Genomic DNA, 24978 nt, shown 5'->3' on the forward strand with positions numbered 1-24978 from the left:
CCCGTTCAATGAATATACTGATCACTTTGTCGTGCATTTCTGTTGATTTTGAGTATCCAATCGTTTTCAGATTGAGTTGTTTCAAGCGTGTACGGAGGGTTGATTTTCCCTCTCAACGCGTTGTGTATTGAGCTTGCCAATAATGTGTTTATCCTCAGGATAGGATATCTTACACATTGAAATCGTTCGTGTACTAAAATGAAACATTGAATATGGATAACAGATTGGAAAGTAAATTAAATGTCTTTCTTCCACGATACCAGAATGCGTGAGCAATGATTTTTTAATCAGGGCTCTCAAGCAGACCAAAGCCAGCGAGTGGTATTGTTGTTACCGACGAAAGAGCATTGCTCATCCACTTCGCAGATAAGCACCACTTCTAGTAAATGTAAGAGGGAATGTGGTTAAACAACGTGGTGTAAGTTTTTTAAAACTCAGACAACCTCATTAATGCTGATGAGTAGCACTCGAGAGGTATCATAAATACCCTAATTATTCATAGCACGTTTAATAACTTGCTCTTTTATCCCCGCCTGATAATCCCTGTATGTATATTCAAGCTGGAAGGTTCGGCAATATGCTTGGTAACGATAGAGTTGGTGTCCACCAAGGCCTAAACCATAGTTTTTAACCGTTTTTGTTTGCGGGTAAAAATAACATTTAACGTCAACTGTAGCTATGATGATCACCCCGCAAAAGAAGGGCTTTTTACATGAAAAAAAACCTATTAAATACAGGACCCCCTTAACTCCATGATGATCTGATCGTAGAAATTGCGTTTAGTTCAGATATTTGTGAAGCAATGCCGTGACGATAGTGATAGCTTTCCATCAAACGGGGGATTGAGACTTCAAAATCTATTACAGTCACTTGGTTTGTCGCTACTTCACCAACGAATTTCCTGAATTAGTTAGCTACACGAGGATGCGCAAGCTTATGCAAGGTGTTCTGGCTCCGCTTTGCTATTACCTCACTCACCGTCAGGCAAGGCCGATAGGGATTGCCTTTGTTGATTCGTCCAAGCTACAGGTTTGTCATAACCTACGCATTTTCAGACATCAGGTTCTTAAAGGTACCGAGAAGCGAGAAAAAGGAACGATAGGTGGTTTTACGGTTTCAAATTATACCTTATTATCAATGACCAAGGTGGCATTATCTCAGTCAAAGTGACGACGGCTAACCTAGATGATAGAAAGCCTGTATCGGAAATGGTTGACGAGCTTTAGGGGTGTTTATACGGAGACAAAGGTTATATTTCTGATCCATTGGAGCGGGAATTTGCAGACAAGAGTGTAACACAGATAACTGGCATAAAAAACATGAAATCCAAAGTGATGAAACGTTGGAACTGCCTGATGCTCCGGAAACGATTTATTATTGAAACCGTTTTTTACCAACTAAAAACATATCCCAAATCTAGCATTCTACGGCACCGTCGTTGTATCAACTTTATGGTTAACTTGCTGGTGTGGCTTATCGCGTATTCATTTCAACCAAAGAAGCTGAACATCAAGATGACTAGGTTTGATAGGCAAGCGCTTATACAGATCTGAGGTTAAGTTACTCATACCAAAATCATTTTGCAGTCAATAGTTTTTTAAAAAACGATCAGATCGCGACTTTGGTATCTAGTTCATTTCTTATGCGTAGCTTTGGTTATTAAGAAAGCGGCATCAGAATAAGCAGCACTAATTGATTTACTGATGCATATACAATAAACATGTCCATACGATTACGGTAGATAATGAAAATACTAATGGTCTTTTGAGACAGTACGTAAATAAAAGGATTAACTTAAAATTGGTCATGGATAAAAGAGGTTACCAATGCTCAAACAAAGGTCAATCATCGGCTAAAGGAATCTTTAGGATTTTATCAGCCTGATTGGAAACTGTCGAACTTCGGACTTGGATTCAGCCCTATAAATAAAAAAGAGGACGTGTTCATCTCTATATTACTATAAAAATAGATTTATTTTTGCCGTTTATCATTATCGAAACGAGGAAGTTCAATGTGCAATGATAAACAACTCATAATTAGATCAGAAAATCTTCTATTTTCTTGCCATCTTCTAAGGAATCTCTAATTATCTTTGGGGTTCTCCCTTGACCTGTCCACGTTTTCTTTGAACCATCAATGTCGATATACTTGTATTTAGCTGGACGTGTTACACGCTTTAACTTCGGTTTTGTACCTCTCAAAGATGTCAATAATTCCTCCGGATCAATACCATCATTGATCATCATTTCACGATACTTTACCATCTTTTCCATACGTTCGGTTTCAGCTTCGTGCGCTTTAGTATATGCTTCTTCACGCTCACTAACAACCGTTTGTAGTTTTTCTAGAGCTTCCTGTAGTTGCGCCTGCGTAAGTTCTCGAACCACGGCACGAAGGCTCCGTAGATTTAATAACACCTTAAGTGTATCGGACATTATGACTATCCTATTTTCTGTTTGTAATAATTAATAGCAGCAATAATAGTAGCAAGTATGTTTAATTTATTGAATCTCCGTTGAATTCAATTTAATTAGATAACGAATTAATAGAAAGTGCAAATTAAAATGGCGTTGTTGTTTAAATTAGGCCTATAACGCACTGATCCAAATATTTTTTATAGTCTTAATTTATCTGTTGGCGAACAGGTATACGGAGTCTTATAAACTTGTTCATCGCTTTCATATTTGCCAGTACTTCACCAACTTGAGCATTGTAATCACGAAGAGTGAGTTTAGAGCTGAGCAACTGTTTATAGTGAAACAGTGCTGTCTCTGATAATGAACGTTTGTGATAAACCCTGTCCTTTTCCACTCCGCCAGTTTATCTTCTTTCAACGCCTTTACAGCTTTATTTCTAGGATACCTTTCTTCCAAATACAGGTGTTGTTTCCCAAATATCTGAGTTAATCGTAATTCCTACGATCAGATCATCATGGAATTAATCGGGAGCTGATGATGGGAAAGGTTAAACACAAGATCAGCAACTGGAAACAATATAATAAAAAATTAGTAAACCGAGGCTCAGTCACTTTTCGGATAGATACCAATGCCATTAAGGTATGGCATTGTCTAAAACATCACGTTCATCGTGCCCGTGGGTTTATATTTTCGGACACCACGATTAAAACGGCACTGATGGTGAAAGGTATTTTCAAGATCTACTGCGTGGATCAAAAGGATTTCTAAATTCAATTTTTACGTTGATGAATATCCCGTTGAAATCCCCTAAATACACTTGCATTAGTGAGCGATCGCAGATTGTAGGAGTTAAGTACCTTTTACTGAGTCTAGGAATTGTCGCCCACGTCTTTATTGATGCCACAGGTCTAAAGATATATGGCAAAGGTGAATTGAAACCGTGTAAACACGGCAAGGAGAAGTGGCGGATCTGGCGCAAACTTCATCTTGCCGTTGATGTATCTACTCATGAGGTTATTGCTGCAGAAGTTAGCCTAGTTTCTGTGAATGGGTAATGAGGTTTTACCTACATTTCTTAACCTATTCCGCCAAAAGATACAGCAAGTCAGTGCTGATAAAGCCTATGACACAAGAGCATGTTACCGCGTACTGAAATACAAAGAAATAAAGCTCTGTATTCTACCTCGAAGTAACCTTGGGTACTTGGAGGAAAGGTATCCTAGAAATAAAGCTGTAAAGGCGTTGAAAGAAGATAAACTGGCGGAGTGGAAAAGGACAGGGTTTATCACAAACGTTCATTATCAGAGACAGCACTGTTTCACTATAAACAGTTGCTCAACCCTAAACTCACTCTTCGTGATTACAATGCTCAAGTTGGTGAAGTACTGGCAAATATGAAAGCGATGAACAAGTTTATAAGACTCCGTATACCTGTTCGCCAACAGATAAATTAAGACTATAAAAAATATTTGGATCAGTGCATTATAGGCCTAATTTAAACAACAACACTTCTAATTCGGCTAATATCCATATATTTATTCAGTAGAATAATATTCATTATTTTATCAGTTTACTTAAACCTGTTACGTATTCAACGAACAAAATGGTTCGTCAGTATGACTTGAAATCCAGTTGTTTACTACTGTCAGATATCCTCTGTCCTAACAGGACAGATAACCATGATGAAATATATTTATTTAACACACGATCCTTAAACTATCACTGATAAATGATAAACATGTAAAATATAAATTTCCTATCTGATAATGATATTAGAAGAGTTGATTATTCTGTCCTTTTATTTATTCTATGATACTTTGATTTTATCAAATATGATAGATTTAATTAAATCTATATAATCTAATTATTTAAGTGTTATATGGAAAATATAAACTATGCAATAGAATTCAAACAAAAGTCCATCGCATTGCTCACCAATAAAAGCTACTTTTCCATGAAGTAACTTTTTCGCTATGGTTATCTATTCAATAAATCTAATGATTCGTCAGTATGACTTACAACCCAGTTATCTACTACTGCAGATATCATGTGTCCTAACAGGATTGCTAACCATGAAAATCAGTGTCTAGACGGAAACAAACTTATTGAACATACGAACCTTTGCTAGGTATCCTCGAAAAGTCGCTCTATAACTGGATAGATTGTTTTCTACCTTCTTGGTTGACTTGGCTACGATACAAAACTATATCATCAACCGTTAACACGGGCATATTATGTAATTTTGCGAAGGTTATAATCTCTAGAGTTTTAGCCATTGTTCCATCAGGGTTTGTCAGTTCACAAAGCAGCCCTACTGGTTCCAGACCTGCTAACGTCATCAAATCAACTGTACCCTCAGTATGCCCTCGTCGACCGAAGACGCCTTCCGCCTTAGCGCGGAGTGGAAATACATGACCGGGACGGGCTAAATCAGATGGTTTTGCATACGGAGCTATCGCGGTTTTTACCGTAGTAACACGATCTTGTGCAGATACACCTGTAGAAACCCCTTTTTTTGCTTCGATGGATACTGTAAAAGCAGTTTGGTTCGCACTATTATTATTTTTAACCATAGGTTGTATTTCTAATTGATTGGCGCGTTCCTCTGTTAGGCACAAACACACTATACCGCTACACTCGCGAATCATAAGTGCCATTTGTGACGAAGTGATATGTTCAGCAGAAAAAATTAGGTCACCTTCATTTTCTCTACTTTCGTCATCTAATAGCATGATACCTAAACCATTTTGTAGAGCACTAAGAGCTTTTTCTACTCGGATAATAGAGGAGCCGTACTCGGCGAGTAATGATGTCTGATTCATGGTTTCTCCAATTATATTACCAGAATCAGGGCTAGTTGAGAGGGTTAAAACACGATGCAAAACACACCAGTTCCTCGCACTTAATGATACGAAAAACATTGTATGTTTTAATTCTCTCTCATCCGGACTATAACCGTCGGCTCTGGTATTTTACCAGATCTGCTGACCTCAAAAATTAGAGCGCTCGCGGGCTTATCTATGTTCTAGAAATACCGCCGGTGGGGAATTTCATCCCGCCCTGAGAATTATTATTCTTACCAAATAATATTTATTATACTAGATTATTACAATAGATCTCCAGATGGAACAGAAATAATGTAAATAAAGAATTTATATACTGTAAAACAACAGATAAAACAGTCTCAGCCGCAAATATCAAACAAATATTCGATCTTATTAATATTTGAGCATCAAATATAGAAACGTTCATGAATAATCGTCAGAAGTTGAATGGCGCTCATGAAGATATTGACTTGTTCTTTATTCTTAAAACACCGACACCAAAATAAAAATAATAAATAGATCCCATTTATAACCTTCTCAATTTAGATTGAGAACCTACAAAAATTAAAGTTATATTTAACTTCCATGAAAAAGGTATTTTACCGAAAGATCTCTACCATATTATTTTTGAACATGAAATAGTGAATATAATAAAGCTGAAGGACAAAAAACACTAGGTTATGAGAAACCCAGAATTCTTCGTGTATTGAAAGACGGCAATAAACCGGATTTACTCAACAGGAATTCCAAATTCCTAATTTGTTATTCACTTCTAGCCGTCTCTCAGCGAGTATGCAACTTTTTTGCACGATCTACTCTATTAATATAATTTTTATTAATAAGGAATAAAATGAGAGACCAATTCGTTACGTTACAAGAAATGGAGCAAGCGCTCTATGCGCTCGTCCCAAAGGCACCTTACACATAGTGGTCTAAATGAGGTTGCGCTCTTTTCTCCGAGTTTGGCGAGGATGTCAACGTCGTATTTCTCGCAGGGTTTAAAGGTGGAAACTATGACGAAAAGAAATTAAACAACGCATTGCGCACTTTCCGAAACACCAACGATGTCAACAGTGGCTCGCCGATTTACAAGATTAAAGTCGCACAGCACTGAAAAGCCAATGCCATTTAAAAAGAGCAGGGCACGAAAGATTACGCAGCTCTAGATATAAGAGAAACCATGATGTTTTCAACGGGTGGCATAAACTCACCGGCCCAACCGACTACACGAAACAAAAGCAACTCTACCAAATTAAACGATTTTTGGATGTATACCGGTGCCAACACATTTTTGATATGGCCAATTTATGAAGACTTATTTAACGTGAACATCCTCGTGTAGTTAACTAATTCAGGAAATTTGTTGGTGAGATAGCGACAAACAAAGTGGATGTAATAGGTTTTGAAGTCTCAATATTCCGATTGATGGAAAGCTATCACTATCGTCATAACTTAACTAACTGAGATGCGAAAAGGCTTGTTTCTTTGTTTTATACCGGAAGAAATTAGGTATTTTTTCCATGTAGGGAGGGAAATCTAGAAGAAGTCATCGACATCGACGAAAACAGCGTCTAAGTTATTCATACCCAAGTCCTTATGCAGTCAATAGTTTTTTAAAACGATCAGATCTTGACTTTGGTATTTAGTTCATTTCTTAAGCGCAGCTTAGGTTACTTAATTTTTACGGTCTTCGAACGCATTACTAATGCAAGTATATGTAGGAAAGTTCAGCAGGATATTCATCAACGTAAGAACCAAATTGAGAAAGCCTTGTGATCCACAAAGTGAGAGTTTAAAAATACCTTCCACTACTTTCACTATCAGTGCCGTTTCAATCTCGGTATCCGAAAATATAAACCCACGTCCACGATGAGCGTGATGCTTTAAATAATACCATGCCTTAATGACAGCCGAGTCTATCTAAAAAGTGACTGAACCTCGGTTTACTCATACTTGATTATATTGTTTCCAGTTGCTGATCTTGTGCTTGGACTTTCCATTTTCCTTTCCCAGCATCACCTTCCGCTTAATTCCATGATGATCTGATCGTAGGAAGTGCGATTAATTCAGATATTTTGGAAACAACGCCACAAGTCAGTAATGATGGAGCCTATGACAAAAGAGCATGTCACCACGTGCTGAAAAACAAAAAGAATAAAGCCCAGTATTCTACTTCGAAGCAACTCAGGGTACTGGGAGAAATAACATCCTATAAATGAAGCTATTAAAGGCGTTAAAAAATGATAAACTGGCGGAGTGGAAAAAAGGACATAGGCTATCACAAACGTCCATTATCAGAGACAGCAATGTTTCGCTATAAACAGTTGCTAAGCCCTATATTCACTCTTCGTGATTACAATGCTCAAGTTGGTGAAGCGCTGGTAAATATGAAAGAGATAAACAAAGTTATAAGACTCTGTATTCCTTTTTTCTAGCAAACAAATTAAGACTGTAAAGAAGATTGGGATCAGTGCGTTATAGGCCTGATTTGATCAATAACTCCTATTGACAGTGTTACGTTTGTTGCAATATTATTAACATCTCACTTAAATGAGGTGTTTGTATTTATGTGGGTATCCTTAATAAATCTTGCAAAGATTTAAGGCGTAGTCATGCAAACAATTAGACGAAGAATAGAAAGAAACTTAGACGATAAAAATTAAGCAAATCGGAGGCGGTCACTGAGCTATAGTGATTCTTGGTGTATGGGTAGGAAATAATACGGTGTAAGCGTTGATTGGTCTCGCCAGATTAAGAACTAACAAGGAATACACCGCATGGACAATAATAATAACGTTACCGAGCTTCATAAACCAAAAAACCCGATTAATAAACTGATAAAACAAGGCGAATAGCAGTTGTTGGCTCAAGCTATAGAAGTCGAGGTTCAATCATTACTCGATAATTTCACATCACTCCAAGCTAACAGCAAGCAGGGAGTGGTTCGCAATGGCCATTTACCTGAGCGGCACCTACAAACTGGGTTCGTCGACGTTACCGTCAAAGTACTAAAGGTTCGAGATAGAACAGGGAGCGAGATTAAGTTCAACAGCATACTAGTTTCGGCCTATCTCAAGCGAACAAAAAATATAGAAGAGCTTATCCATTGGCTTTATCTACGAGGGATCTCCACGGGCGATATGCAGCCAGCCCTAAGATCACTCTTAGGTAAGCAAGCCAAGGGGGTTGTCAGCAAACAGTGTTTCTCGACTCAAGCAGCAGTGGGAAGCAAAATACGACCAGTGGTGTAAACGCGATCTACGTAAACTGCGGTATGTCTACATTTAGACTGATGGTTTTTACTGCAATCTTCAAATGGAAGACAAGCTTTGCCTGTTTGTTATCATCGGTGTCGATGATGCCGGACACAAGGAAGTGCTAACCGTTGTTGATGGGCACAGGGAGTCAGTGGTCAGTTGGCTTGAAGTTCTGTCACGGTTAACGTACCAAGGTATTACTATCGCTCCTGAACTCGCCCTTGGTGATGTCGCTTTCTCTTTTTGGAATGCAGTGACAAAGCATTGATCAACGACGTGTCATCAGTGCTGCTTGGTACACAAAACGGTCAATGTATTAAACAAAGTCCCAAAATCTGCTTAACAAAGAATGAAAGAAACGCGCCACGATATTTTGATGGCGGTAACACAACCAGAGGCAGATAAGTCCTTCGGACAGTTCGATATACAATATGATGCTAAATATCACAAAGCAGCGGAGTGCCTGATCAAAGACAAAGTGGAAATGCTGGCATTTTAGGATTTCCCCACCGATCACTGGACACATATTCGAACGACAAATCCCATTGAATCAATGTTTGCAACGGTGAGGCTATGAACGAACCAAACCAAGGAAGTGTAGAAGCGGAAAACAACACTGACAATGGCCTGTAAACTGATGCGAACCGCTGGTTAACTGGTGTAGCCGGAGAGGCCTTGACTTACTCTCGGATGTCATCAAAGGCGTGAAATTCAGAGATAGCATTCGTGAAATAAACGTCAATCATCAGGATACTGTTCTGGAATCTTTACACCAGATTTGACCATAGCTCACGGCGTTCTATTACCCAATAACGGAGGATATGCTATGCAAGAGTTAGCTCAAGCAAATAAAAGTCTAGTATCGACACGCAAAAGCGTATCCTACCGCAGAATTTATCAGTGACATTACCAATGCTTTCAACTTTGAAGGACAAGGACTGCAAGCCATTCTGGAACCAGCAATGCTCGGTTACTCAGTCCACATTGTGGTTGCCACAAAAGACCGACCCTCAAGGGCTGGTTTCGAGCCTATCAAATGGTTTATCCAATTACCATGTGGCCGAAGCGAGATCTTGGATGACTCGGATAATACCCCTAAATCATTCGACACTTCTAAAGTTATCAGTTTTATTACCTTGTTCTGCAATAGCCACTATGAAAAACGATCCAATGAAAGGCGCAAAAGTAATAACATCAAAAAAGATTAGGTTCTACCCAGAAAATGAAGCTGCCTACTTTGATGCTTTGGCTTTATATCGCCGTTCGTATAATCTAGCTGTTGAGCGCTTCCGTAATGATAATTACAAGGATGAAAACGGTAAGTTTATTAACATGCGTCCCGAAATTAAAATGCAAGTTGAACAAGAACAGAAAAAGTATGGTCGGGCTTACAATTCTTTAGTATCTGACAATGGCACACTTGCCGCTACTACAACGTTTAATGCGGTATGCAGAAAAAATAAGAAACTAAAAGGTGCTAAGTCTGGGTTCAGCAAAATCAGTTTTAAGAGTAGAAAAAGTTCTAAGCATTCATTCAGCATCGACCGTCTACCAAAAGGCTTAAACCCTTGTATACAAGCGCTAGGTCATATCCATTTAACTAAAAGTGTTCCTAGTGAAGCTATTGGTAAACGTTGCATTATCACTTGTGATAAGGGGCGTTGGTTTATCCAAGTACAACAACATATTGAGCTTAATACCGAAATCCAAGGTGAAGTGAGATGTGTTGGTGTAGATCAAGGTATACGAACGTTTGCGACTTGTTTTAGCGATAATGACGCGTTAATTGTTGGTGATAATTTTGCCAAAGAAAGATTATTCCCGTTAATGAAGCGAGTGGATAGACTGATCTGGCAAAAACAAAAAGTTTTAAACACTCAGGAAGGTGTTAAGTTCATAGATATGCCTCAGTGGGCTAGAGATCGAATTGTTCACTTTGACCGTAATATTAACCGTCTAAAATGTAAGAAAGATGATCTTATCTTGGACTTACATAATCGTCTATCTCATGAGCTTATATCGAAATATGACGTTATCTTTTTAGCAACCTCTAAAATGAGAGGAATGGTTACACGAAAGGATAATAAGATCCGTAGCATTCGCCGTGATACATGCCGTCAAATGCTAGATTTAAACCATTACGGTTTTAAGTTACGTTTAAATTGGTATGCAAAGAAGCTAGGTAAAAAAGTAGTAGAATGTAATGAAGCCTACACGTCTAAGACCCGATCTTGGGATGGTTCAATTGATGAGAAACTAGGTACATCAAAGATTATTAAAGGCAATGGATTCATCGTTGAACGTGACATAAATGGTGCTAGAAACATATTACTTAAACATTTAACAAGGTAGCTTGTACCTTAATCATAACAACGAATGTCGCATTTGTTTCGATTTAAATCAAGAGGAAAATGATAGCCTTAGAAAGGTTCAAGATGTTCAGTTTTCCGGAAATATAAACCAAGAATAAAAAGACTTGGATGCAGGGTTAAAAAGTAGTACAAACAGGTGGGTTCTGTATTCAATAAGTTTATTCCGATTTAGAGGCTTGAATTCAAGTCTGAAGAAGACACCTTCGAATGGCATTGTTGATTAAATTAAGCCTATAATGCACTGATCCCAATCTTCCTTACAGTCTTAATCTGTCTGCAGGCAAACAGGAATACCGAGTATTATAACTTTGTTCATTGCTTTCATATTTGCCAGCGCTTTACTAACTTGAGGTTAATGAGGTTCGTTGTTGATCCAAAGGATATCAATAACGTACCTACTTATTTGTTTTATGCCGACTAAAAATTAAGACAGGATGTGTGTTGGAAGAAAATACGATGAGTTTACCCACTGACAAGTAATAATTGTGAACCATTAGATATTAATTCCTGATAGTACATAACTCATATACTTGCTATTATTATAAACCACCTTTACTGACAAATTTTTGAAATGCACCCTGATTAAAAACGTACTTCAAATATGTCTTACCTGCTTGTCCATGTAACCAATTGCTAGCTCCCTTCGTATAACCTCCACCATCCAGAACTATGATTGTATTTATATTATTGTTTTGTATGTTCAAAACTAGAAATGGATATTTTTCATATACTGAACCTGAGGATGCTTGCCATTTACACTCTATTACTAGGCAATCAGGCCAACGTGTAGGATGATATAAGATAAAGTCAACCTTCCGATTTCCACCATAGATTGTTTTACCAATTGAGCACTCTCTAGCAAAAATTGGTTGCTTCATTTCTCTCATGGCAAAGAATATTCCTTTTCGAACTTCGTGATAACCGGCGTCTATGAGTAACCCAGAAACACACCATTCAAGCCGTTTACCAGAATTATGTGCCTTTGTGCCACCTGATTTCTCTACCATGCTTACCTACTTGTGACCATCAACTATTGTATTGCCATTATATTATTACCCTGACAGTTGATCAAATATAAAACAAACGCAACATTGCCCTGTTGTGTTTATTACTATATCCTTCACAGCTCACTTAAATGAGGTGTGTTTATTTATGTGGATATCCACAATGAAATTTGTAAAGATTGAGAGTGTAACTAGGCGTTGTTGATTAAATCAGGCCTATAACGCACTGATTTAATCAACAACACCGTGCTTCACTTCACTATCAATCGAGAAATAAAGCACCATATCCCAAACAATTTTCACGGCGTATCCCATTATCGTTTTGTATCTAAACAGGCTAAAGAAACCCGCTACAACGCTACGAACTGGCTTTAAAGTACGATAGGATGCTCAGTAAAAGCAGTATTTAGCGGTATATATGTATAGGGGTAATAGCAGAGGCGTTGTTGATTAACCTAGGCTGCGCATAAGAAATGAACTAAGTGCCAAAGTCGTGATCTGATTATTTAAAAAAACTATTGACTGCATAAGGAGTTAGGCATGAATAACCTAGAGGGTTTTTTCGTTGATGTTGAAGACTTCTGCCAGATTTTCATCCCTGTATGGAAAAAACACCTAATTTCTTCATGGATCAAACAAAGAAACAAACCTTCTCGCCTCACAGTTAGCTAAGTGATGATAATAGTGATAGCTTTCCATCAATCTAACTATCGAGACTTCAAAACCTATTATATCCACTTTGTTTGCCGCTACCTTATACAAATTTCCTGAATTAATCAGCTACATGAGAATGCTCAAGTTCATGCAAGATGCTTTGGTTCCACTTTACTCTTACCGCACTCACCGTAAAGCAAAACCGACAGGGATTGCTTTCTTTGATTCATCTAAGCTACAGGTTTGTCACAACTTACGCATTCTCAAACATCAAAAGGTACCCCGTCGTGAGGAGAAGAAACGAGGGACTGGTTCTACGGCTTCAAATCACACATTATGATCAATGATCAAGGTAGCATTATTTCAGTAAAAGTAACGACGGATAACGTGGATGATAGAAAGCCTGTACCAGAAATGGCTGACGAGCTTTGGGGTTTTTATACAGAGCAAAGGTTATATTTCTGGTCCATTGGAGAGGGAACGCGCAAACAAGGGAGTGACACTGATAACTGGTATAAAAAAATAGGAAAGCAAAAGTGATGAAACTTTGAGACCGCCTGATATTCCGAAAACAATTTATTATTGAAACCGTTTTTAACCAACTAAAAGATATATCCCAAATCGAGCATTTTCGGCACCGTGGTTGTATCAGCTTTATGGTCAACTTGCTGGCGGCGCCCATTGCATATTCATTTCAATCAAATAAGCCGATCATCAAGATGATTAGGCTTGATAAGCAAGCACTTATGCAGATCTAAGGTTGATTAGATCATGTTTATAAATACACTGATCCCAATCTTCTTTAAAATCTTAATTTATCTGCTGGCGAACAGGCATACAAGTCTTATGACTTTGTTCATTGCTTTCTTATTTGCCAGTACTTCACCAACTTGAGTATTGTAATCACGAAGAGTGAGTTTAGGACTGAGCAACTGCTTATAGCATATGGGAGCTATAGTGATTTCTGGTGTATGGGTAGGAAATAATGCGGTGTGCCTGTTAATTTATTTCGCCAGATCAACAACTGACAAGGAAGACACCGCATGGACAATAATCCTAACGTTATCGAGCTTCATAAACTAGAAAATTCGCTTAATGAACTGCTGAAATAAAGTGCATAGCAGTTGTTGCTTCAAGCTATAGAAGCCGAGGTTCAATCCTTACTCGATAATTTTACATCACTCCAAGTTAACGGAAAACAGGGAGCGAGAATCAAGTTCAACAATCATATTGATTGATACCATATTTCCAGCGAATAAAAAACATAAAATAGCTTATCCCTTGGCATTATCTTCGGGGGATCTTCACGTGCGATATGCAGTCAGCCCTAGGATCGCTCTTCGGTAAGCAAACCAAGGGGTTGTCAGCAAACAGTGTTTATCAACTCAAGCAGCAGTGGGAAGCAGAATACGACCAGTGTCGTAAGCACGACCTAAGTAAACGGCAGTATGTCTACATTTTGGCCGATAGTATTTACTGCAAAGTTCGGATAAATGAAAAGCTTTGCCTGCTTATTATCATCGGCGTTGATGATGCCGGACACAAGGAAGTACTAGCCGTTGTCGATGGGTATAGGGAGTCAGAGGTCAGTTTGCAACACGATATGGTGCTAAATATCCCAAAGCAGCGGAGTTCCTGACCAAAGAAAAAGTAGAAATGCAGGCATTTTACGATTCCCCCGCCAAGCACTAGATACATATTCGAACGACAGACTCCATTGAATAAATCTTTGCAACGGTGAGGATAAGAATAAACACAACTAAAAATTGTGGAAGCCGAAAAACGACACTGGCAATGGCCTGCGAGGCTTTTAATTACTCTCGGATATCATCAACGGTATGAAATTCAGAGATGGCATTCGTGAAACAAACGTCAATCATCAGGATACTGCTCTGGAAGCTGTACACCAGATTTGACTATAGCTCGATATATGTCTACTACTGCAGATATCATATGTCTTAACAGGATTTTAACCATGAAAAAATTCATTTCATAGGCGAAACAAACTTATTGAATACATGACAAGAAGACCAATGAGACTACCGAACTTATCAACAGCTTGATAGTATACTTCCACTGACCTTTGACATTGATATATATCTCGTCCATCCGCTACGAAGAGACAATCGGCTTCTTTATTCGACGAGCTTTATATTCCAGCAAAGGAGTATATTTGATAAACCACAGACTTCTGGTTGAGGAATCAGCTTGGATACGCAATCCAGCCATGATCTCCTCGATCTCACTGCAACTAATTTTATTTTATAAGCAACGTAATAGCGAACAATTTGTTGGATGATGTCGGAAGTAAAGTGGCGACCAGAAAAGTTGATAGTCATAATGCTAAAGATAATGAATGCTGATGAGATCATAACCCAGCACTCCAATCTGGGATAAGATCAGATATTGTTCATGCAGAACTTCTTTTAGACCCCCTTGTCAGAAGTTACTTCGATAGTTTCTGTTCAAGGTTATGACAGGACGTCATTCAGGGAATATGGTATACCTTAAAAGTGATAAAACCATTATGGCTAATCGAAATTATGGGCGAAATATCGATAAAAGTGGTATAGAGTGGTGTCTATGTAAGTATCGTTATTTAGTAAAAACACCTTTTAGCAAATTAAATAATATCATTATTATCCAACCAGATATGACAAATTGGAAAGAAAGTACGTCAGTATGGTATCACTGGTATTTATGTTAATGTAGCTACTGTTGTATTATTAAACGAGTTTTGTATAGCAAAGATCAACAACAGCTATTCATGCTAAAGTTCTTATACGACTGATAGTTTGATTCAAACATTCAGATAGCGCCTTAGGCATTTAGTTCATTTTTTATACGCAGAGCAGGTTAATTAATTGACGAGTGACTATGCGCAAAACATGACAGATACAAGTAAACTGTTCGACGTCCTGACTCAACTCAAAAAGAAGTACGGAATAGAGTCCGGCACGTTTGATGCAAACCAATCGAACAGCATTGATGCAGGAACACTCTATATATCACCTGATGATATAGAACACTGCTTTGATAAAGAAGGGAAACAACTTGCACTGTTGTCCATATTTGTGCATCAGGGCAAGATAGCACACAGCGAGATAATCAAATTGATAGAAAAAACAGGGCTCTTTAGTGCTGAAATCGTGGAGAGAAACAACATTAAAAACCAAAGTCGTATTGTTTTAAGTTCAACCTCGTCATAGGATGGTTAAACTATTTTCGCAAAAATCCTCATGATATAAAGGTGAAATTAAGGTTGCTTACATTCGAGCCAAGGTGAAAACATGGGAATCTAACATCATCGCCAAAGTTGCTAATTGCTGTATGAGTATCATGCCTAATGTATTACAATCTGGGTTGTACATATCGTCACCTACTCTTTCGTTATGTCCCACTTGGGTAGATGGTCAAGACTTAGCCGAGCACAATTCCCAAGCTTTATTCTCTCATTTTGATATAATGAAAGGGCGTTATTGATTAAATCAACCTTAGATCTGCATAAGTACTTGCTTATCAAGTCGAATCATCTGGATGCTCGGCTTCTTTGGTTGAAATGAATACACGCTGAGGCCCATCAGCAAATTGACCATAAAGCTGATACAACTACGGTGCCTAGAATGCTCGATTTAGGATATGTTTTTTAGTTGGTTAAAAACAGTTTCAATAATAAATCGTTTCCGGAGTATCCCAATCCCAAATTTTCATCACTTTGGGTTTCATGTTTTTTTCACACCCATTATCAGTGTCATACCCTTGTCTGCAAGTTCCCGCTCCAATGGACCAGAGATATAACCTGTATCTCCGTATAAACACCCTAAAGCTCATCAACCATTTCCGATACAGGCTTTCTATTATCCACGTTAACCGTCGTCACTTTCACTAAGATAATGCCACCTTGGTTCTTGATAAGAAGATGTAATTTGAAGCCGTAGAACTAGCCCATCGTTCCTTCGCTTCTAGGTACCTTTAAAAACCTGATACCTGAGAATACGTAAGTTGTGATAAACCTGTAGCTTGGACGAATCAAGGGGTAGACAGGTAATTAATAAATTATCTTACGTTAAGGATTTAAAAACACAAAATAACACGTACTTTCTCTTCAATCGCCAACCTTAAAACCTAGCTTTTTTAAAAGTTCGGGGATGGTACAGGTAAAATTTATTTGTCTTTTGCTAAAAGACGACTAACTGTAGACGGATGTACTTGAAACAACCTGGCCGCATCAGCGCCTGTTTTTTTACCAGAAGTAACCAATGAGACTATTTCGTCTTGCTGTTGTTTGGTTAGTTTCGGCCGATGCCCACCAACTCGCCCTTCTTTTCTGGCGGCATCTAGACCATTTTTTGTACGTTCTCAAAGCATAGCTCGTTCAAATCTAGCAAACGAACCCACTATCTGCATCATCATACGTCCAGCAGGGGCTGAGGTATTGATTGATTCTGTGAGACTCAAAAAGGTCGCTCCAGCAATTTCTATTTTTTCTAAGATCGTTAGTAAATCTTTTAACGACCGCGATAGTCGGTCTAGTTTCCAAACTACCAGCGGCCGCCAGAGGCTTGTTCCTCGAAGACCAGTTTGCACCCAGCGCTCAAGAGCGCTGCTACCTGTACTGGGGTGTCTTGATCTTGAGTTGATATTCGTGCGTAACCACATTTCATTGTTGCGATAACCTGTTGCCATTTGTTTTTATTTTGCAATCTATTTGTGCAACGCGCAAACCTTATCGTCGAAGGAGTTCACGCTTTATGGGAGGGATTGGCAAATGGCATTTTGCCTAATAATACAAACAAAAATATCTATTATACTCTTGACGGTTTATTCAAAAATGGTGTTGAAAAAATGATTTTTTGCTGGGATAAAGGCGGCTGGAAAGCATCGTCTTGGATATTGTTTATCTGTGGTCTCATCATTGTTCTTTCTATCACTATATTAACAGTCATGGCCGCAATAATTATCATTGGCACAAAATTTCTGTTGTCTATTCTACTCGTCGTTGGTCCCCTTTTTATGATCATGGAGTGTTTCCCTCTTACACGACGATTTCTGGACAGTTGGATGGGGAAATTTTTGGAAAATCTTTTAGTTCAACTATTTGGTATAGCCGTAGTTTATATGGTTATTGCCTTAGATTCAAAGATGTAACTTCTAGTACAATCGAAAATCCAGGATCGATCAGTATGCAAATTGCGGTAATATTTGCAATAAGCACCTATGTTATCAGGCAAATACCAAACCTTGCGGGTTCATTAGCAGGAGGATTTTCGTCGGCGCTGTTAGCCTTACCGAAAGTGCCAAAACTACAATCAAAATATCCTAATCAAGAACGAATTCAATATCGCCAAAAAGGGACACAACAACAAAATTAAATTAGCGGAGGGGGGACAAAAACAGGTTCAGCACAGAAAAATGATATTTCTCAGGATCTAAGGAATAGAATTGCGGAACACAATTTAAGAAACACATAGAAAAGCTCCGTATGGAGCTTTTTAAGTTCTCTCGTTAGATTCCAAATCAAGCAGATCCAATTTCCTTAAAGATGCTGACTTTGCGAAAAAATCACCGAAAATTTTACCCTCTAAGTGCTTATATTAATTCCTCCTACATGCACAAAGCCACGCATACATTAGAACGTCATTGGAGGAACTACATTCCCATGATTCATTGATCGGAAAGGATTTTCTTCCTCCTCTGCCTCTCTCGCTTTTTATATTTCTTCTGCAGTACAACCTCCGTAAAACTGCTTTAACGCTTCTTTTAGGTTAAGCATCATCACTAGCAGGACAAGGATTGTCCCAACAAGGGCACTAATAACCCAAGTTCTTTTTAAGGCAGTAAAGAAACCATCCTTAAAAAGGTGATAACCAAAGAAAACAAAATCTTTATTATTTTTCATAGTTCTTGCTCTATCCATTTGAGAAAACAGTCTAAAAGAAGAATCTTCATTATCCCTCGATCTTACCATCCCGCCCGCGCAAAAAAAATTGAGATTCCTTACGTTGGACAGTTCGCATCAATTACGTAGTTTGTTTGATCAAATTGCTGCCATGCCCCAGATAGACCATCAACAACAAAAATGGGAACAATACCAAAATCAAGGAAAACCCCCAATAAAGTAGTTGGATCAAAAAATTTAGTCGCAAGTTATAGTCACTGATTTACACTTGTCATTAGAACCCTGAACCGTTATGTTGTAATTCTTTTTTTTCTAAAAGTCGTAACGATATCCCCTTCACCTTTATAAGCTCCCTTGACGAAAATTTTCGCCTTTAGATCGTGGCTTCTAACCGTTACTTCTTGTGAAGAACCCTTGAACATTACGGCACAACCACTAAGAAATAGCACTAAAAGTAGCGATATAATTGATCTCAATTTAAACATTATATTAAATCCTTATCCCTGATTTCAGGTAATAATTGCAATGTTTATGATCTAGCGTAGAAAGAGGAAGCATCTTTCGCGTTAAACAGTCTTACCGTTCAATAACTTCCGCTTTCCAAACTGACCCCACTTATTTGTTTTTAATCGCTTCAAATAAAAGGCGGTTTTGTTCGTTCACGTCCATATTTCTGAAACCACTCAATAGAGCTTTAAGAATAATAGTTTTACTCACATTATTTTCTGTGGCTAATTGTATGAGTTCATCATCAGTTGCCAAGAGCAAGTAGAGGGTTACCCTTTTACCTTTTTCGGTAGCAGGCTTCTTATTTGCTTCTCGAGTAAACTCCTCAGGGCTAGGCATTGGTGTGTTTGTGTCTTTTTTGGCACTGCCATTCTCTAAACTCCGATTTCCTGTGAAATTAACTCTATTTGTGCTTTTGCTGTCGCTGTGTTACTCATTTCGTGAACACTCATCCCCTGTTCCGTTGATTTTTCAAAAGCAGTTAAAAAGGTCACGTAATTCTTTAACGGTTGAATCCAATCGCTATCAGCGGCCAGATAATTATATAGTTCAATTCTTTCTTTGTGATGATTTGGTTTGCAACGATAGAAAAACACTCTTGCTTCCAGCTTAGGATTAAGTGCCTGAGCTTGCTTTATGATGCTGTTAACTTCTGTCGCTGATGAGGGTCTTGCGGGACTGATTAATAAGTCTGCACACTGTAATGCACTCCTTAATTCAGGGCTATCATAGCCCGCCATGTCCACAATCACGATATCAGATCGTTTGTTAAGATGAATTATTTCATCTTTGACTTTTCCGAAACTCTCAACTAACGGAAATAAAGGCAATTTGCGGTGTTTCCTTTCTTCGTACCAGTCTGAAATACTGTTGTTATTATCAGTTTTACTACCGTAACCGTTTTACCTTTTTTCATCAGAAAAACGGCTAAATTTGCTGTTAATATGGTTTTTCCCGTGCCGCCTTTGTCCCCGCCAATGACTATGATCATGCTCTCACTCCCCTGTATGTTTTTTGCTACCACGTTAGTGGTATAACCTAGTCAACACCCACACAATATCTACACGGTATCTATATGTGTTAAACTGGTCAATACTTACACAATATTCATATGTATTAACCTAGTTACTATTTCTACAATACTTTTATGGCGGGGATGTAAGGCATTACGGCGTAGCCGTAAATATTACTCAGTGCGATTTTGTTGCTCTATATATTTGGTTAGAATTTCAAGGCTAGCCCCTCCGCACGACCCTGCAAAATAACTTGGCGACCACAAAGCACCTTTCCATAAGTAACGATGAATTTCAGGGTATTCCTTCCTCATAAGCCTAGAACTAACCCCTTTCAATGAGTTAATTAACTTACTAAGTTGCACTTTTGGAGGATACTCAACAACTAAATGAACGTGATCTTTTTCACCATTAAATTCAGTTAAATTAACATCAAAATCTTGACAAGTTTCCTCTAATATTATTTTTAGCTGATTTAGCATATCGTCATTAAACACCTTTCTTTTGTATTCTGTAATAAAAACCAAGTGGGCATGTAATGCACTTACGCAGTGCCTACCTTTGCGTACTTGTTGTTCATTATTATTTTCTTTGCCAAGTTCACTAGACAAAGAAAATCTGCGGGGGCATTGAAGCTCCCCTAGCTGAAGCAAGGGGAGCTTCAATAAAGATAGCGAACAGGCTAAAGCCTTTTTAACGATGTTTTATAAACGGCATTTCGTTCTCTTTTTCCAACAGCGACAACGGACACTACAATTTCCGCATCTCGAACCTCATACACTAAACGATACCCAGCACTGCGAAGCTTGATCTTATAGCAGTTAGGCATACCGCTTAACTTTGCGGCTGGAACATGAAGATTATCTAGCCGTTCACGTAATTTCTTTTTAAACTGAGTTTGGATAGTAGCATCGAGCTTTCGCCATTCTTTTTCCGCATCGCTTTTAAATAATAACTTATAGGTCATTTATGTTGACCTCAATTTCTTCCTGATCCCGTCTTTCTACTACCAACTTAGCCAGCTCAACATCTTCAAGCTTATCCATAAGCAATTCATACGCATCAGCAGGGATACAATAGAATACTGGCTGATTGCGATTTAAAACCGCCACAGGAAAGCCATCAGCTTGCTCTATTACCGCCATAGGGTTCTTTTTAAGTTCAGTAATACTCGTTGCGTTATCTGCTAGTATCGGTCTAATAATTTCCATAGTCATATCTCATTTAGGAATCTTTAACAGCACTAATATTAGGTCTTTTTGTGCAAAGTCGCCAGTATAAGACCTATTTAAAACACTCTAATTGACTACTTTGGTCATTTTGCATATTGTTATGTATAGCAAAGCCCAGTAGGGCACACCAAGGTGTAGACAGGGAATTAGTAAATTATCCTACGCTAAGGGCTTGGCCAACGGTACTCTCCAGTTAATGCAATGTTAACGGAAAGTTAATTAAGTTTTTTCGTGCAATGTACCCTCACCTTATGATTTCGATTTCTTTTTTCTCCAAATTTCCTTTCAAAACTGATAAATCACTCCGGTGAAATTCGATCCAATCGAGAGGGATTAAATCTGTTAAAAGCGTCGCATTTACATTCATCTCTTTGGCCATAGAAGCTCGGTCTGCTTCTCTTCCCAAAGCCCCGGTTCGGATTAGTGCAGCTTGGCTTAAGCAAGTCTTGTCTGCCTCGGCGGGGCGTTGTGTTACCGCTACAACTTTGATGCCGCGTTTCCGTTCGCGTCTTAACAGTTTTCCCCACGCCAGCGGCGCTTTTGCAGTGCATGTGACCATTTAGCTTGCGCAAGCTAAATGGTCAAAAGCTTCTGGGGAAAAACGCGGATGCATGCCGCGTTTCAAATCAAAAAACAACAAGAAATCTATCTGACTAACTAAAGCAGCCTTTAATTATCGCAATAGTCAGATATTGATTGTAAAATCAAAAGACAAAGATGGGCGAGATTTTGTGTCAATGCTTTATGAATTTGAACCTAAATCAATGCCTGTAACCGCTAAGATGGTTGGTATTGATTTGGGTTTAAAGAGCCTGTTCATCACTGATATCGGTGAGAAAGTCGATAATCCCCGCCAAACAAAACGCTACGAAAACAAATTGGCATACCTACAACGTCAACTAGCTAAGAAAAAAAAGGCAGTGAAAACCGCGAAAAGATACGTCAGAAAGTAGCCCGTCTACATTCAAAAATTGTCGATAGTCGATTAGACAACTTGTGCAAGTTGTCTCGCAAACTCATTAACAAAAACCAAGTTGTTTGTGTTGAATCGCTACAAGTGAAAAACATGATCCGCAATGTGCAATTAGCAAAACATATCGCTGATGCTAGTTGAGGTGAGTTCATTCGCCAACTCAAGTACAAAGCTAAATGGGCAGGGCGTACTATCGCAGAGGTAGATCGCTTTTTTCCAAGCTCAAAGCGTTGTAGCTGTTGTGGATTTATACATGAAGCAATGCCGTTGAATATCCGAGATTTGACTTGTCCAGAGTGTTCCACTCACCATGACCGCGACATCAACGCAGCAAAGAATATAAGAACTATCGGACTGGCAAGGTTCGTCTTGGGAGCGACTGGATCGGGGATAGCCTCATGAGTAAACACATTAACTGCGAGATGAAGTTTGCGTCAGAGACGCCACTTCTCATTACCGTGTTTATGCCTTTTCCACTCGCTTTAACCGTATACCTTTAGGTCTGTGACATCAATAACCACGTGGCAACAGCTCCTCGACGTGGAAAACGGTACTTAACTTCTACGGTTTTAGAACGCTTACTAATGCAAGTGTATGTAAGGGATTTCAGTGGGACATTCATTAACGTAAGATCCGAATTGAGAAAGCCTTCTAATCCACGAAGTGGGAGCTTGAAAATACCTTTCACCATCAGTGCCGTTTCAATCGCGGTATCCAAAAAGTGACTGACCACAGTTTACTCATGCTTGATTATATTGTTTACAGTTGCTGATTTTGTGCTTAACTTTTCCCATCATCACCTCCAGCTTAACTCCATGATGGTCTGATCGTAGAAATTGCGGTTAATTCAGATTTTTGGGAAACTAAGCCGGTAGAACCGCCTTAATCGGAGGGTCATTCCGACTGACTATTGTGGATAAATCAATATAGGCTCTCAGAAAACAGGGGAATAGGCACAATATCGACGATAGAATAGCGACTAAAATGCCTGTAGATGCTTTTTTTTGCTGGTTTTTTGCGAGGTTTTACGGCTAAGTGATAAATACTCAATACTCGAAGTAACATGAGTTACAACCGAGTTGTAAAATGGGTCTGGGGATTTCAATAGATATCACTCATCAAAACTGGGCTGTTGCAACTAATTATAGGATGCAGATCTACACAGTAATGGGCTTAACGATTACTGGGTAGATCTGCATCCTATAATTAGTTGCAACAGCCCCCAATTCTGGGTTATGTTTAGAAAAATATTATTTTTATCATTAGATGCTCGGTTATCTAAATGTGTTCCTTTTGTTAAAAAGGATATTTTTATGTAGCGGTACAAAACAATAATTTAATTAGAATTGATAATGAATCTAAATCAAGCTTACATAAAACAAAAAAAATCTCCCTCATTAGAAATCATACCCCTGACAACTTTTAGATTTGTCACAGCTTTTATAGTTTTTTTGTTTCATGTACACATCCATTTTAATTGGAGGACTGGCATTAAATACATTGATCGTTTTATTTGGGATGGGGCAATTTTTATGTCTGCATTTTTTGTTCTTTCAGGCTTTATTTTGACCTATACTTACTACCATACTGAATTTGTAGGCAATGCAACTAATCTTAAAAACTATTATATAAAACGATTTGCACGAATATACCCAGTATATATTGTACTCTTATTACTGACGTCCTATCAGTTGTTAGATTTACATGCCAGCCAAATAGTTTGTTTAATTGTTGCTAATGTTTTTTTAGTGGAGGCATTTTTTTATATTTTATTTCCACATTGGGTTAATGGCGGTATGTGGTCACTTTCCGTAGAAGCATTTTTTTACAGTATCTTCCCCTTTCTTAAATATCTATTAAATTTTCTGTGTGAGCATAAAATTAAATTATTTATTATTGCTTACTTATTGGCTATGTTTCCTAGCATGATCAGGATTGCATTTGATGAAACGAAAGATATTCATGTAAATCCTATTTTTAGGCTAGGCGAATTTTGTCTAGGACTGCTAACGTGTATGGTATACAAGACTTGTAAAAACTACTCTACAAAATATCATTTTGTTATTTTATCTGCTCTTTGCTTACTTTTATTTGTATCAGTAGTTGTTTTAGGCAAAATTATAGATGATTGGTTTTTTACAGGCTTTAATTTTATTGTGTTACCAATTTTATGTTACGTCATCTATTTATTAGCTCAGTTATCTAAAGATAATAATAAATATACTTATGCATTATTAGCTAATCCTGTATGTCAATATTTAGGCAAAATTAGTTATTCATTTTATATGACACAATTTTTAGTGCTGTCTTTGTTTGGCAAAGAAGTGTTGGCAGACTTAATACATAACAAACATGTGTTAATGCTTACTTTATTAACATTGAACCTACTATTGGCCAGTATTTTTTATGAATTATTAGAAAAGAGGATGAGGCGCAAGATTGTCAGGCGTTTTGTCCAATAAAACATTGTTGTTGATCTTTATTTTATTTACTGTAATACTAAAAGATTACATATCTGTATCAGATTGTATCAGATTTAAAAAATAAAATATGGGAAAGATCAGCAAACTTCAGGTTTTTCTAGTCATTATCGTTGTTGTTTCTGTGGTGGCCGCTGTTTATTGGTATCAACGGCATAGTATACCAATTGTGACGGCTTTGTTGCAAAAAAATCAGCCAAGACTCAGAATTTAGCAATCCCGCATTCAAATGGAAAAACTTTGCTCCTGAAATCATTCTTTGGTGCCTGCGCTGGTATGGTTCGACCCCAATGAGCTACGCCAACCTCAGCGACATGCTGGCAGAGCGAGGGGTTTCGGTTAACC

Annotated in this window: 19 protein-coding genes, 13 pseudogenes and 1 riboswitch; of the genes and pseudogenes, 13 read left to right on the top strand and 19 right to left on the bottom strand. The window is 38.2% G+C overall.

Features of this window, described 5'->3' with window-relative positions:
* Positions 1-798 precede the first annotated feature (798 nt).
* A pseudogene (locus tag BTN49_RS16790) lies at positions 799-1553 on the top strand (IS982 family transposase); the annotation flags it as partial.
* Between the two features lie 483 nt (positions 1554-2036).
* Here BTN49_RS16790 and BTN49_RS00375 read toward each other — a convergent pair.
* Entirely contained in the window at positions 2037-2435 is a 399-nt protein-coding gene (locus BTN49_RS00375) for an H-NS family histone-like protein (RefSeq protein WP_097355563.1), read from the bottom strand.
* A 187-nt stretch (positions 2436-2622) separates the two neighbouring features.
* Positions 2623-2876, bottom strand: a pseudogene (locus BTN49_RS00380) (IS5/IS1182 family transposase); the annotation flags it as partial.
* 78 nt (positions 2877-2954) lie between these two features.
* Here BTN49_RS00380 and BTN49_RS00385 point away from each other — a divergent pair.
* Positions 2955-3871 (top strand): annotated as a pseudogene (locus BTN49_RS00385) (IS5 family transposase).
* Between the two features lie 693 nt (positions 3872-4564).
* On the opposite strand, the gene ribB reads toward BTN49_RS00385, so the two are convergent.
* The 3 genes and pseudogenes from ribB to BTN49_RS00395 form a co-directional block, all read right to left on the bottom strand.
* On the bottom strand, positions 4565-5239 hold the full coding sequence (ribB, locus tag BTN49_RS00390) for a 3,4-dihydroxy-2-butanone-4-phosphate synthase (RefSeq protein ID WP_097355565.1): 675 nt from the start codon (positions 5237-5239) through the stop codon (positions 4565-4567).
* A 106-nt stretch (positions 5240-5345) separates the two neighbouring features.
* Positions 5346-5489, bottom strand: a riboswitch (FMN riboswitch).
* Between the two features lie 1073 nt (positions 5490-6562).
* Positions 6563-6778, bottom strand: a pseudogene (locus tag BTN49_RS21545) (IS982 family transposase); the annotation flags it as partial.
* A 137-nt stretch (positions 6779-6915) separates the two neighbouring features.
* Positions 6916-7258 (bottom strand): annotated as a pseudogene (locus BTN49_RS00395) (transposase); the annotation flags it as partial.
* Positions 7259-7332: 74 nt separating this feature from the next.
* Here BTN49_RS00395 and BTN49_RS19760 point away from each other — a divergent pair.
* Positions 7333-7677 (top strand): annotated as a pseudogene (locus BTN49_RS19760) (IS5/IS1182 family transposase); the annotation flags it as partial.
* A gap of 243 nt (positions 7678-7920) precedes the next feature.
* Here the strand turns inward: BTN49_RS19760 and BTN49_RS18735 are convergent.
* Positions 7921-8052, bottom strand: a complete 132-nt coding sequence (locus tag BTN49_RS18735; RefSeq protein ID WP_263364337.1) for a hypothetical protein — start codon at positions 8050-8052, stop codon at positions 7921-7923.
* On the opposite strand from BTN49_RS18735, the pseudogene BTN49_RS18740 reads away from it, so the two are divergent.
* Both BTN49_RS18740 and BTN49_RS00410 read left to right on the top strand, forming a co-directional pair.
* A pseudogene (locus tag BTN49_RS18740) lies at positions 8020-9281 on the top strand (IS256 family transposase). The gene BTN49_RS18735 and the pseudogene BTN49_RS18740 overlap by 33 nt on opposite strands.
* A 373-nt stretch (positions 9282-9654) precedes the next feature.
* Positions 9655-10851 carry an RNA-guided endonuclease InsQ/TnpB family protein gene (locus BTN49_RS00410; RefSeq protein WP_158523526.1) on the top strand — a complete coding sequence of 399 codons (1197 nt, stop codon included), beginning with the start codon at positions 9655-9657 and terminating at the stop codon, positions 10849-10851.
* 559 nt (positions 10852-11410) lie between these two features.
* On the opposite strand, the gene BTN49_RS00415 is transcribed toward BTN49_RS00410, so the two are convergent.
* Positions 11411-11878, bottom strand: a complete 468-nt coding sequence (locus BTN49_RS00415) for a PD-(D/E)XK nuclease superfamily protein (RefSeq protein ID WP_097355569.1) — start codon at positions 11876-11878, stop codon at positions 11411-11413.
* A 537-nt stretch (positions 11879-12415) separates the two neighbouring features.
* On the opposite strand from BTN49_RS00415, the pseudogene BTN49_RS21550 reads away from it, so the two are divergent.
* Positions 12416-13287 (top strand): annotated as a pseudogene (locus tag BTN49_RS21550) (IS982 family transposase).
* 52 nt (positions 13288-13339) lie between these two features.
* Here the strand turns inward: BTN49_RS21550 and BTN49_RS16820 are convergent.
* A pseudogene (locus BTN49_RS16820) lies at positions 13340-13470 on the bottom strand (IS5/IS1182 family transposase); the annotation flags it as partial.
* A gap of 374 nt (positions 13471-13844) precedes the next feature.
* Here BTN49_RS16820 and BTN49_RS00425 point away from each other — a divergent pair.
* The gene (locus BTN49_RS00425; RefSeq protein ID WP_097355570.1) at positions 13845-14168 is read left to right on the top strand and encodes a transposase; all 324 of its coding nucleotides are present in this window, start codon (positions 13845-13847) and stop codon (positions 14166-14168) included.
* Positions 14169-15393: 1225 nt separating this feature from the next.
* Positions 15394-15738 (top strand): DUF2913 family protein, encoded by a 345-nt coding sequence (locus tag BTN49_RS00430; RefSeq protein ID WP_097355571.1) that lies wholly within the window; start codon positions 15394-15396, stop codon positions 15736-15738.
* Positions 15739-16023: 285 nt separating this feature from the next.
* Here BTN49_RS00430 and BTN49_RS21555 read toward each other — a convergent pair.
* Positions 16024-16563 (bottom strand): annotated as a pseudogene (locus tag BTN49_RS21555) (IS982 family transposase); the annotation flags it as partial.
* 130 nt (positions 16564-16693) lie between these two features.
* A pseudogene (locus BTN49_RS00440) lies at positions 16694-17193 on the bottom strand (recombinase family protein).
* 46 nt (positions 17194-17239) lie between these two features.
* Here BTN49_RS00440 and BTN49_RS00445 point away from each other — a divergent pair.
* Positions 17240-17677 (top strand): type IV secretion system protein, encoded by a 438-nt coding sequence (locus BTN49_RS00445; RefSeq protein WP_158523527.1) that lies wholly within the window; start codon positions 17240-17242, stop codon positions 17675-17677.
* 35 nt (positions 17678-17712) lie between these two features.
* Positions 17713-17901, top strand: a complete 189-nt coding sequence (locus BTN49_RS00450; protein ID WP_097355573.1) for a hypothetical protein — start codon at positions 17713-17715, stop codon at positions 17899-17901.
* Between the two features lie 338 nt (positions 17902-18239).
* On the opposite strand, the gene BTN49_RS00455 is transcribed toward BTN49_RS00450, so the two are convergent.
* From BTN49_RS00455 to BTN49_RS00495, 8 genes are all read right to left on the bottom strand, one after another.
* Complete coding sequence (locus tag BTN49_RS00455; RefSeq protein WP_146678942.1) at positions 18240-18428, bottom strand: hypothetical protein; 189 nt, start codon at positions 18426-18428, stop codon at positions 18240-18242.
* A gap of 615 nt (positions 18429-19043) precedes the next feature.
* A complete protein-coding gene (locus tag BTN49_RS00465; protein WP_097355575.1) occupies positions 19044-19274 on the bottom strand; it encodes a hypothetical protein in 231 nt (76 codons plus the stop codon).
* Between the two features lie 35 nt (positions 19275-19309).
* Positions 19310-19765: a P-loop NTPase family protein gene (locus BTN49_RS00470; RefSeq protein WP_097355576.1), complete on the bottom strand. Its 456-nt coding sequence runs from the start codon at positions 19763-19765 to the stop codon at positions 19310-19312.
* Entirely contained in the window at positions 19747-19926 is a 180-nt protein-coding gene (locus BTN49_RS00475) for a nucleotide-binding protein (RefSeq protein ID WP_146678944.1), read from the bottom strand. Before BTN49_RS00475 ends, BTN49_RS00470 begins: the two co-directional genes overlap by 19 nt.
* Positions 19927-20121: 195 nt before the next feature.
* Positions 20122-20559: an IS200/IS605 family transposase gene (gene tnpA, locus BTN49_RS00480; RefSeq protein WP_097355578.1), complete on the bottom strand. Its 438-nt coding sequence runs from the start codon at positions 20557-20559 to the stop codon at positions 20122-20124.
* Between the two features lie 71 nt (positions 20560-20630).
* On the bottom strand, positions 20631-20915 hold the full coding sequence (locus tag BTN49_RS00485) for a type II toxin-antitoxin system RelE family toxin (protein WP_097355579.1): 285 nt from the start codon (positions 20913-20915) through the stop codon (positions 20631-20633).
* Positions 20905-21159: a type II toxin-antitoxin system Phd/YefM family antitoxin gene (locus tag BTN49_RS00490; protein WP_097355580.1), complete on the bottom strand. Its 255-nt coding sequence runs from the start codon at positions 21157-21159 to the stop codon at positions 20905-20907. Before BTN49_RS00490 ends, BTN49_RS00485 begins: the two co-directional genes overlap by 11 nt.
* Positions 21160-21424: 265 nt before the next feature.
* Positions 21425-21739 (bottom strand): hypothetical protein, encoded by a 315-nt coding sequence (locus BTN49_RS00495; protein WP_097355581.1) that lies wholly within the window; start codon positions 21737-21739, stop codon positions 21425-21427.
* A 52-nt stretch (positions 21740-21791) separates the two neighbouring features.
* Between BTN49_RS00495 and BTN49_RS16825 the strand changes: the two are divergent.
* A pseudogene (locus tag BTN49_RS16825) lies at positions 21792-22555 on the top strand (RNA-guided endonuclease TnpB family protein).
* Here BTN49_RS16825 and BTN49_RS00515 read toward each other — a convergent pair.
* Positions 22528-22947 (bottom strand): annotated as a pseudogene (locus tag BTN49_RS00515) (transposase); the annotation flags it as partial. The pseudogenes BTN49_RS16825 and BTN49_RS00515 overlap by 28 nt on opposite strands.
* A gap of 558 nt (positions 22948-23505) precedes the next feature.
* Here BTN49_RS00515 and BTN49_RS00520 point away from each other — a divergent pair.
* Positions 23506-24615 (top strand): acyltransferase family protein, encoded by a 1110-nt coding sequence (locus BTN49_RS00520; RefSeq protein WP_097355586.1) that lies wholly within the window; start codon positions 23506-23508, stop codon positions 24613-24615.
* An 88-nt stretch (positions 24616-24703) separates the two neighbouring features.
* Positions 24704-24847, top strand: coding sequence for a hypothetical protein (locus BTN49_RS13600; RefSeq protein ID WP_158523528.1), 144 nt, complete (start codon positions 24704-24706; stop codon positions 24845-24847).
* Positions 24848-24978 lie beyond the last annotated feature (131 nt).

Origin of the sequence: Candidatus Enterovibrio escicola (assembly GCF_002464935.1) — a bacterium.
Lineage (GTDB): Bacteria > Pseudomonadota > Gammaproteobacteria > Enterobacterales > Vibrionaceae > Enterovibrio > Enterovibrio escicola.

What these genes read in the sequence shown, in the direction of transcription:
- BTN49_RS00375 (WP_097355563.1), bottom strand. Translation starts at nt 2,435, where the DNA reads ATGTCCGATACACTTAAGGTGTTATTAAATCTACGGAGCCTTCGTGCC.
- ribB (WP_097355565.1), bottom strand. Translation starts at nt 5,239, where the DNA reads ATGAATCAGACATCATTACTCGCCGAGTACGGCTCCTCTATTATCCGA.
- BTN49_RS18735 (WP_263364337.1), bottom strand. Translation starts at nt 8,052, where the DNA reads ATGAAGCTCGGTAACGTTATTATTATTGTCCATGCGGTGTATTCCTTG.
- BTN49_RS00410 (WP_158523526.1), top strand. Translation starts at nt 9,655, where the DNA reads ATGAAAAACGATCCAATGAAAGGCGCAAAAGTAATAACATCAAAAAAG.
- BTN49_RS00415 (WP_097355569.1), bottom strand. Translation starts at nt 11,878, where the DNA reads ATGGTAGAGAAATCAGGTGGCACAAAGGCACATAATTCTGGTAAACGG.
- BTN49_RS00425 (WP_097355570.1), top strand. Translation starts at nt 13,845, where the DNA reads ATGCAGTCAGCCCTAGGATCGCTCTTCGGTAAGCAAACCAAGGGGTTG.
- BTN49_RS00450 (WP_097355573.1), top strand. Translation starts at nt 17,713, where the DNA reads ATGCAAATTGCGGTAATATTTGCAATAAGCACCTATGTTATCAGGCAA.
- BTN49_RS00455 (WP_146678942.1), bottom strand. Translation starts at nt 18,428, where the DNA reads ATGAAAAATAATAAAGATTTTGTTTTCTTTGGTTATCACCTTTTTAAG.
- BTN49_RS00465 (WP_097355575.1), bottom strand. Translation starts at nt 19,274, where the DNA reads ATGCCTAGCCCTGAGGAGTTTACTCGAGAAGCAAATAAGAAGCCTGCT.
- BTN49_RS00475 (WP_146678944.1), bottom strand. Translation starts at nt 19,926, where the DNA reads ATGATCATAGTCATTGGCGGGGACAAAGGCGGCACGGGAAAAACCATA.
- BTN49_RS00485 (WP_097355579.1), bottom strand. Translation starts at nt 20,915, where the DNA reads ATGACCTATAAGTTATTATTTAAAAGCGATGCGGAAAAAGAATGGCGA.
- BTN49_RS00490 (WP_097355580.1), bottom strand. Translation starts at nt 21,159, where the DNA reads ATGGAAATTATTAGACCGATACTAGCAGATAACGCAACGAGTATTACT.
- BTN49_RS00495 (WP_097355581.1), bottom strand. Translation starts at nt 21,739, where the DNA reads ATGGTCACATGCACTGCAAAAGCGCCGCTGGCGTGGGGAAAACTGTTA.
- BTN49_RS00520 (WP_097355586.1), top strand. Translation starts at nt 23,506, where the DNA reads ATGAATCTAAATCAAGCTTACATAAAACAAAAAAAATCTCCCTCATTA.
- BTN49_RS13600 (WP_158523528.1), top strand. Translation starts at nt 24,704, where the DNA reads ATGGGAAAGATCAGCAAACTTCAGGTTTTTCTAGTCATTATCGTTGTT.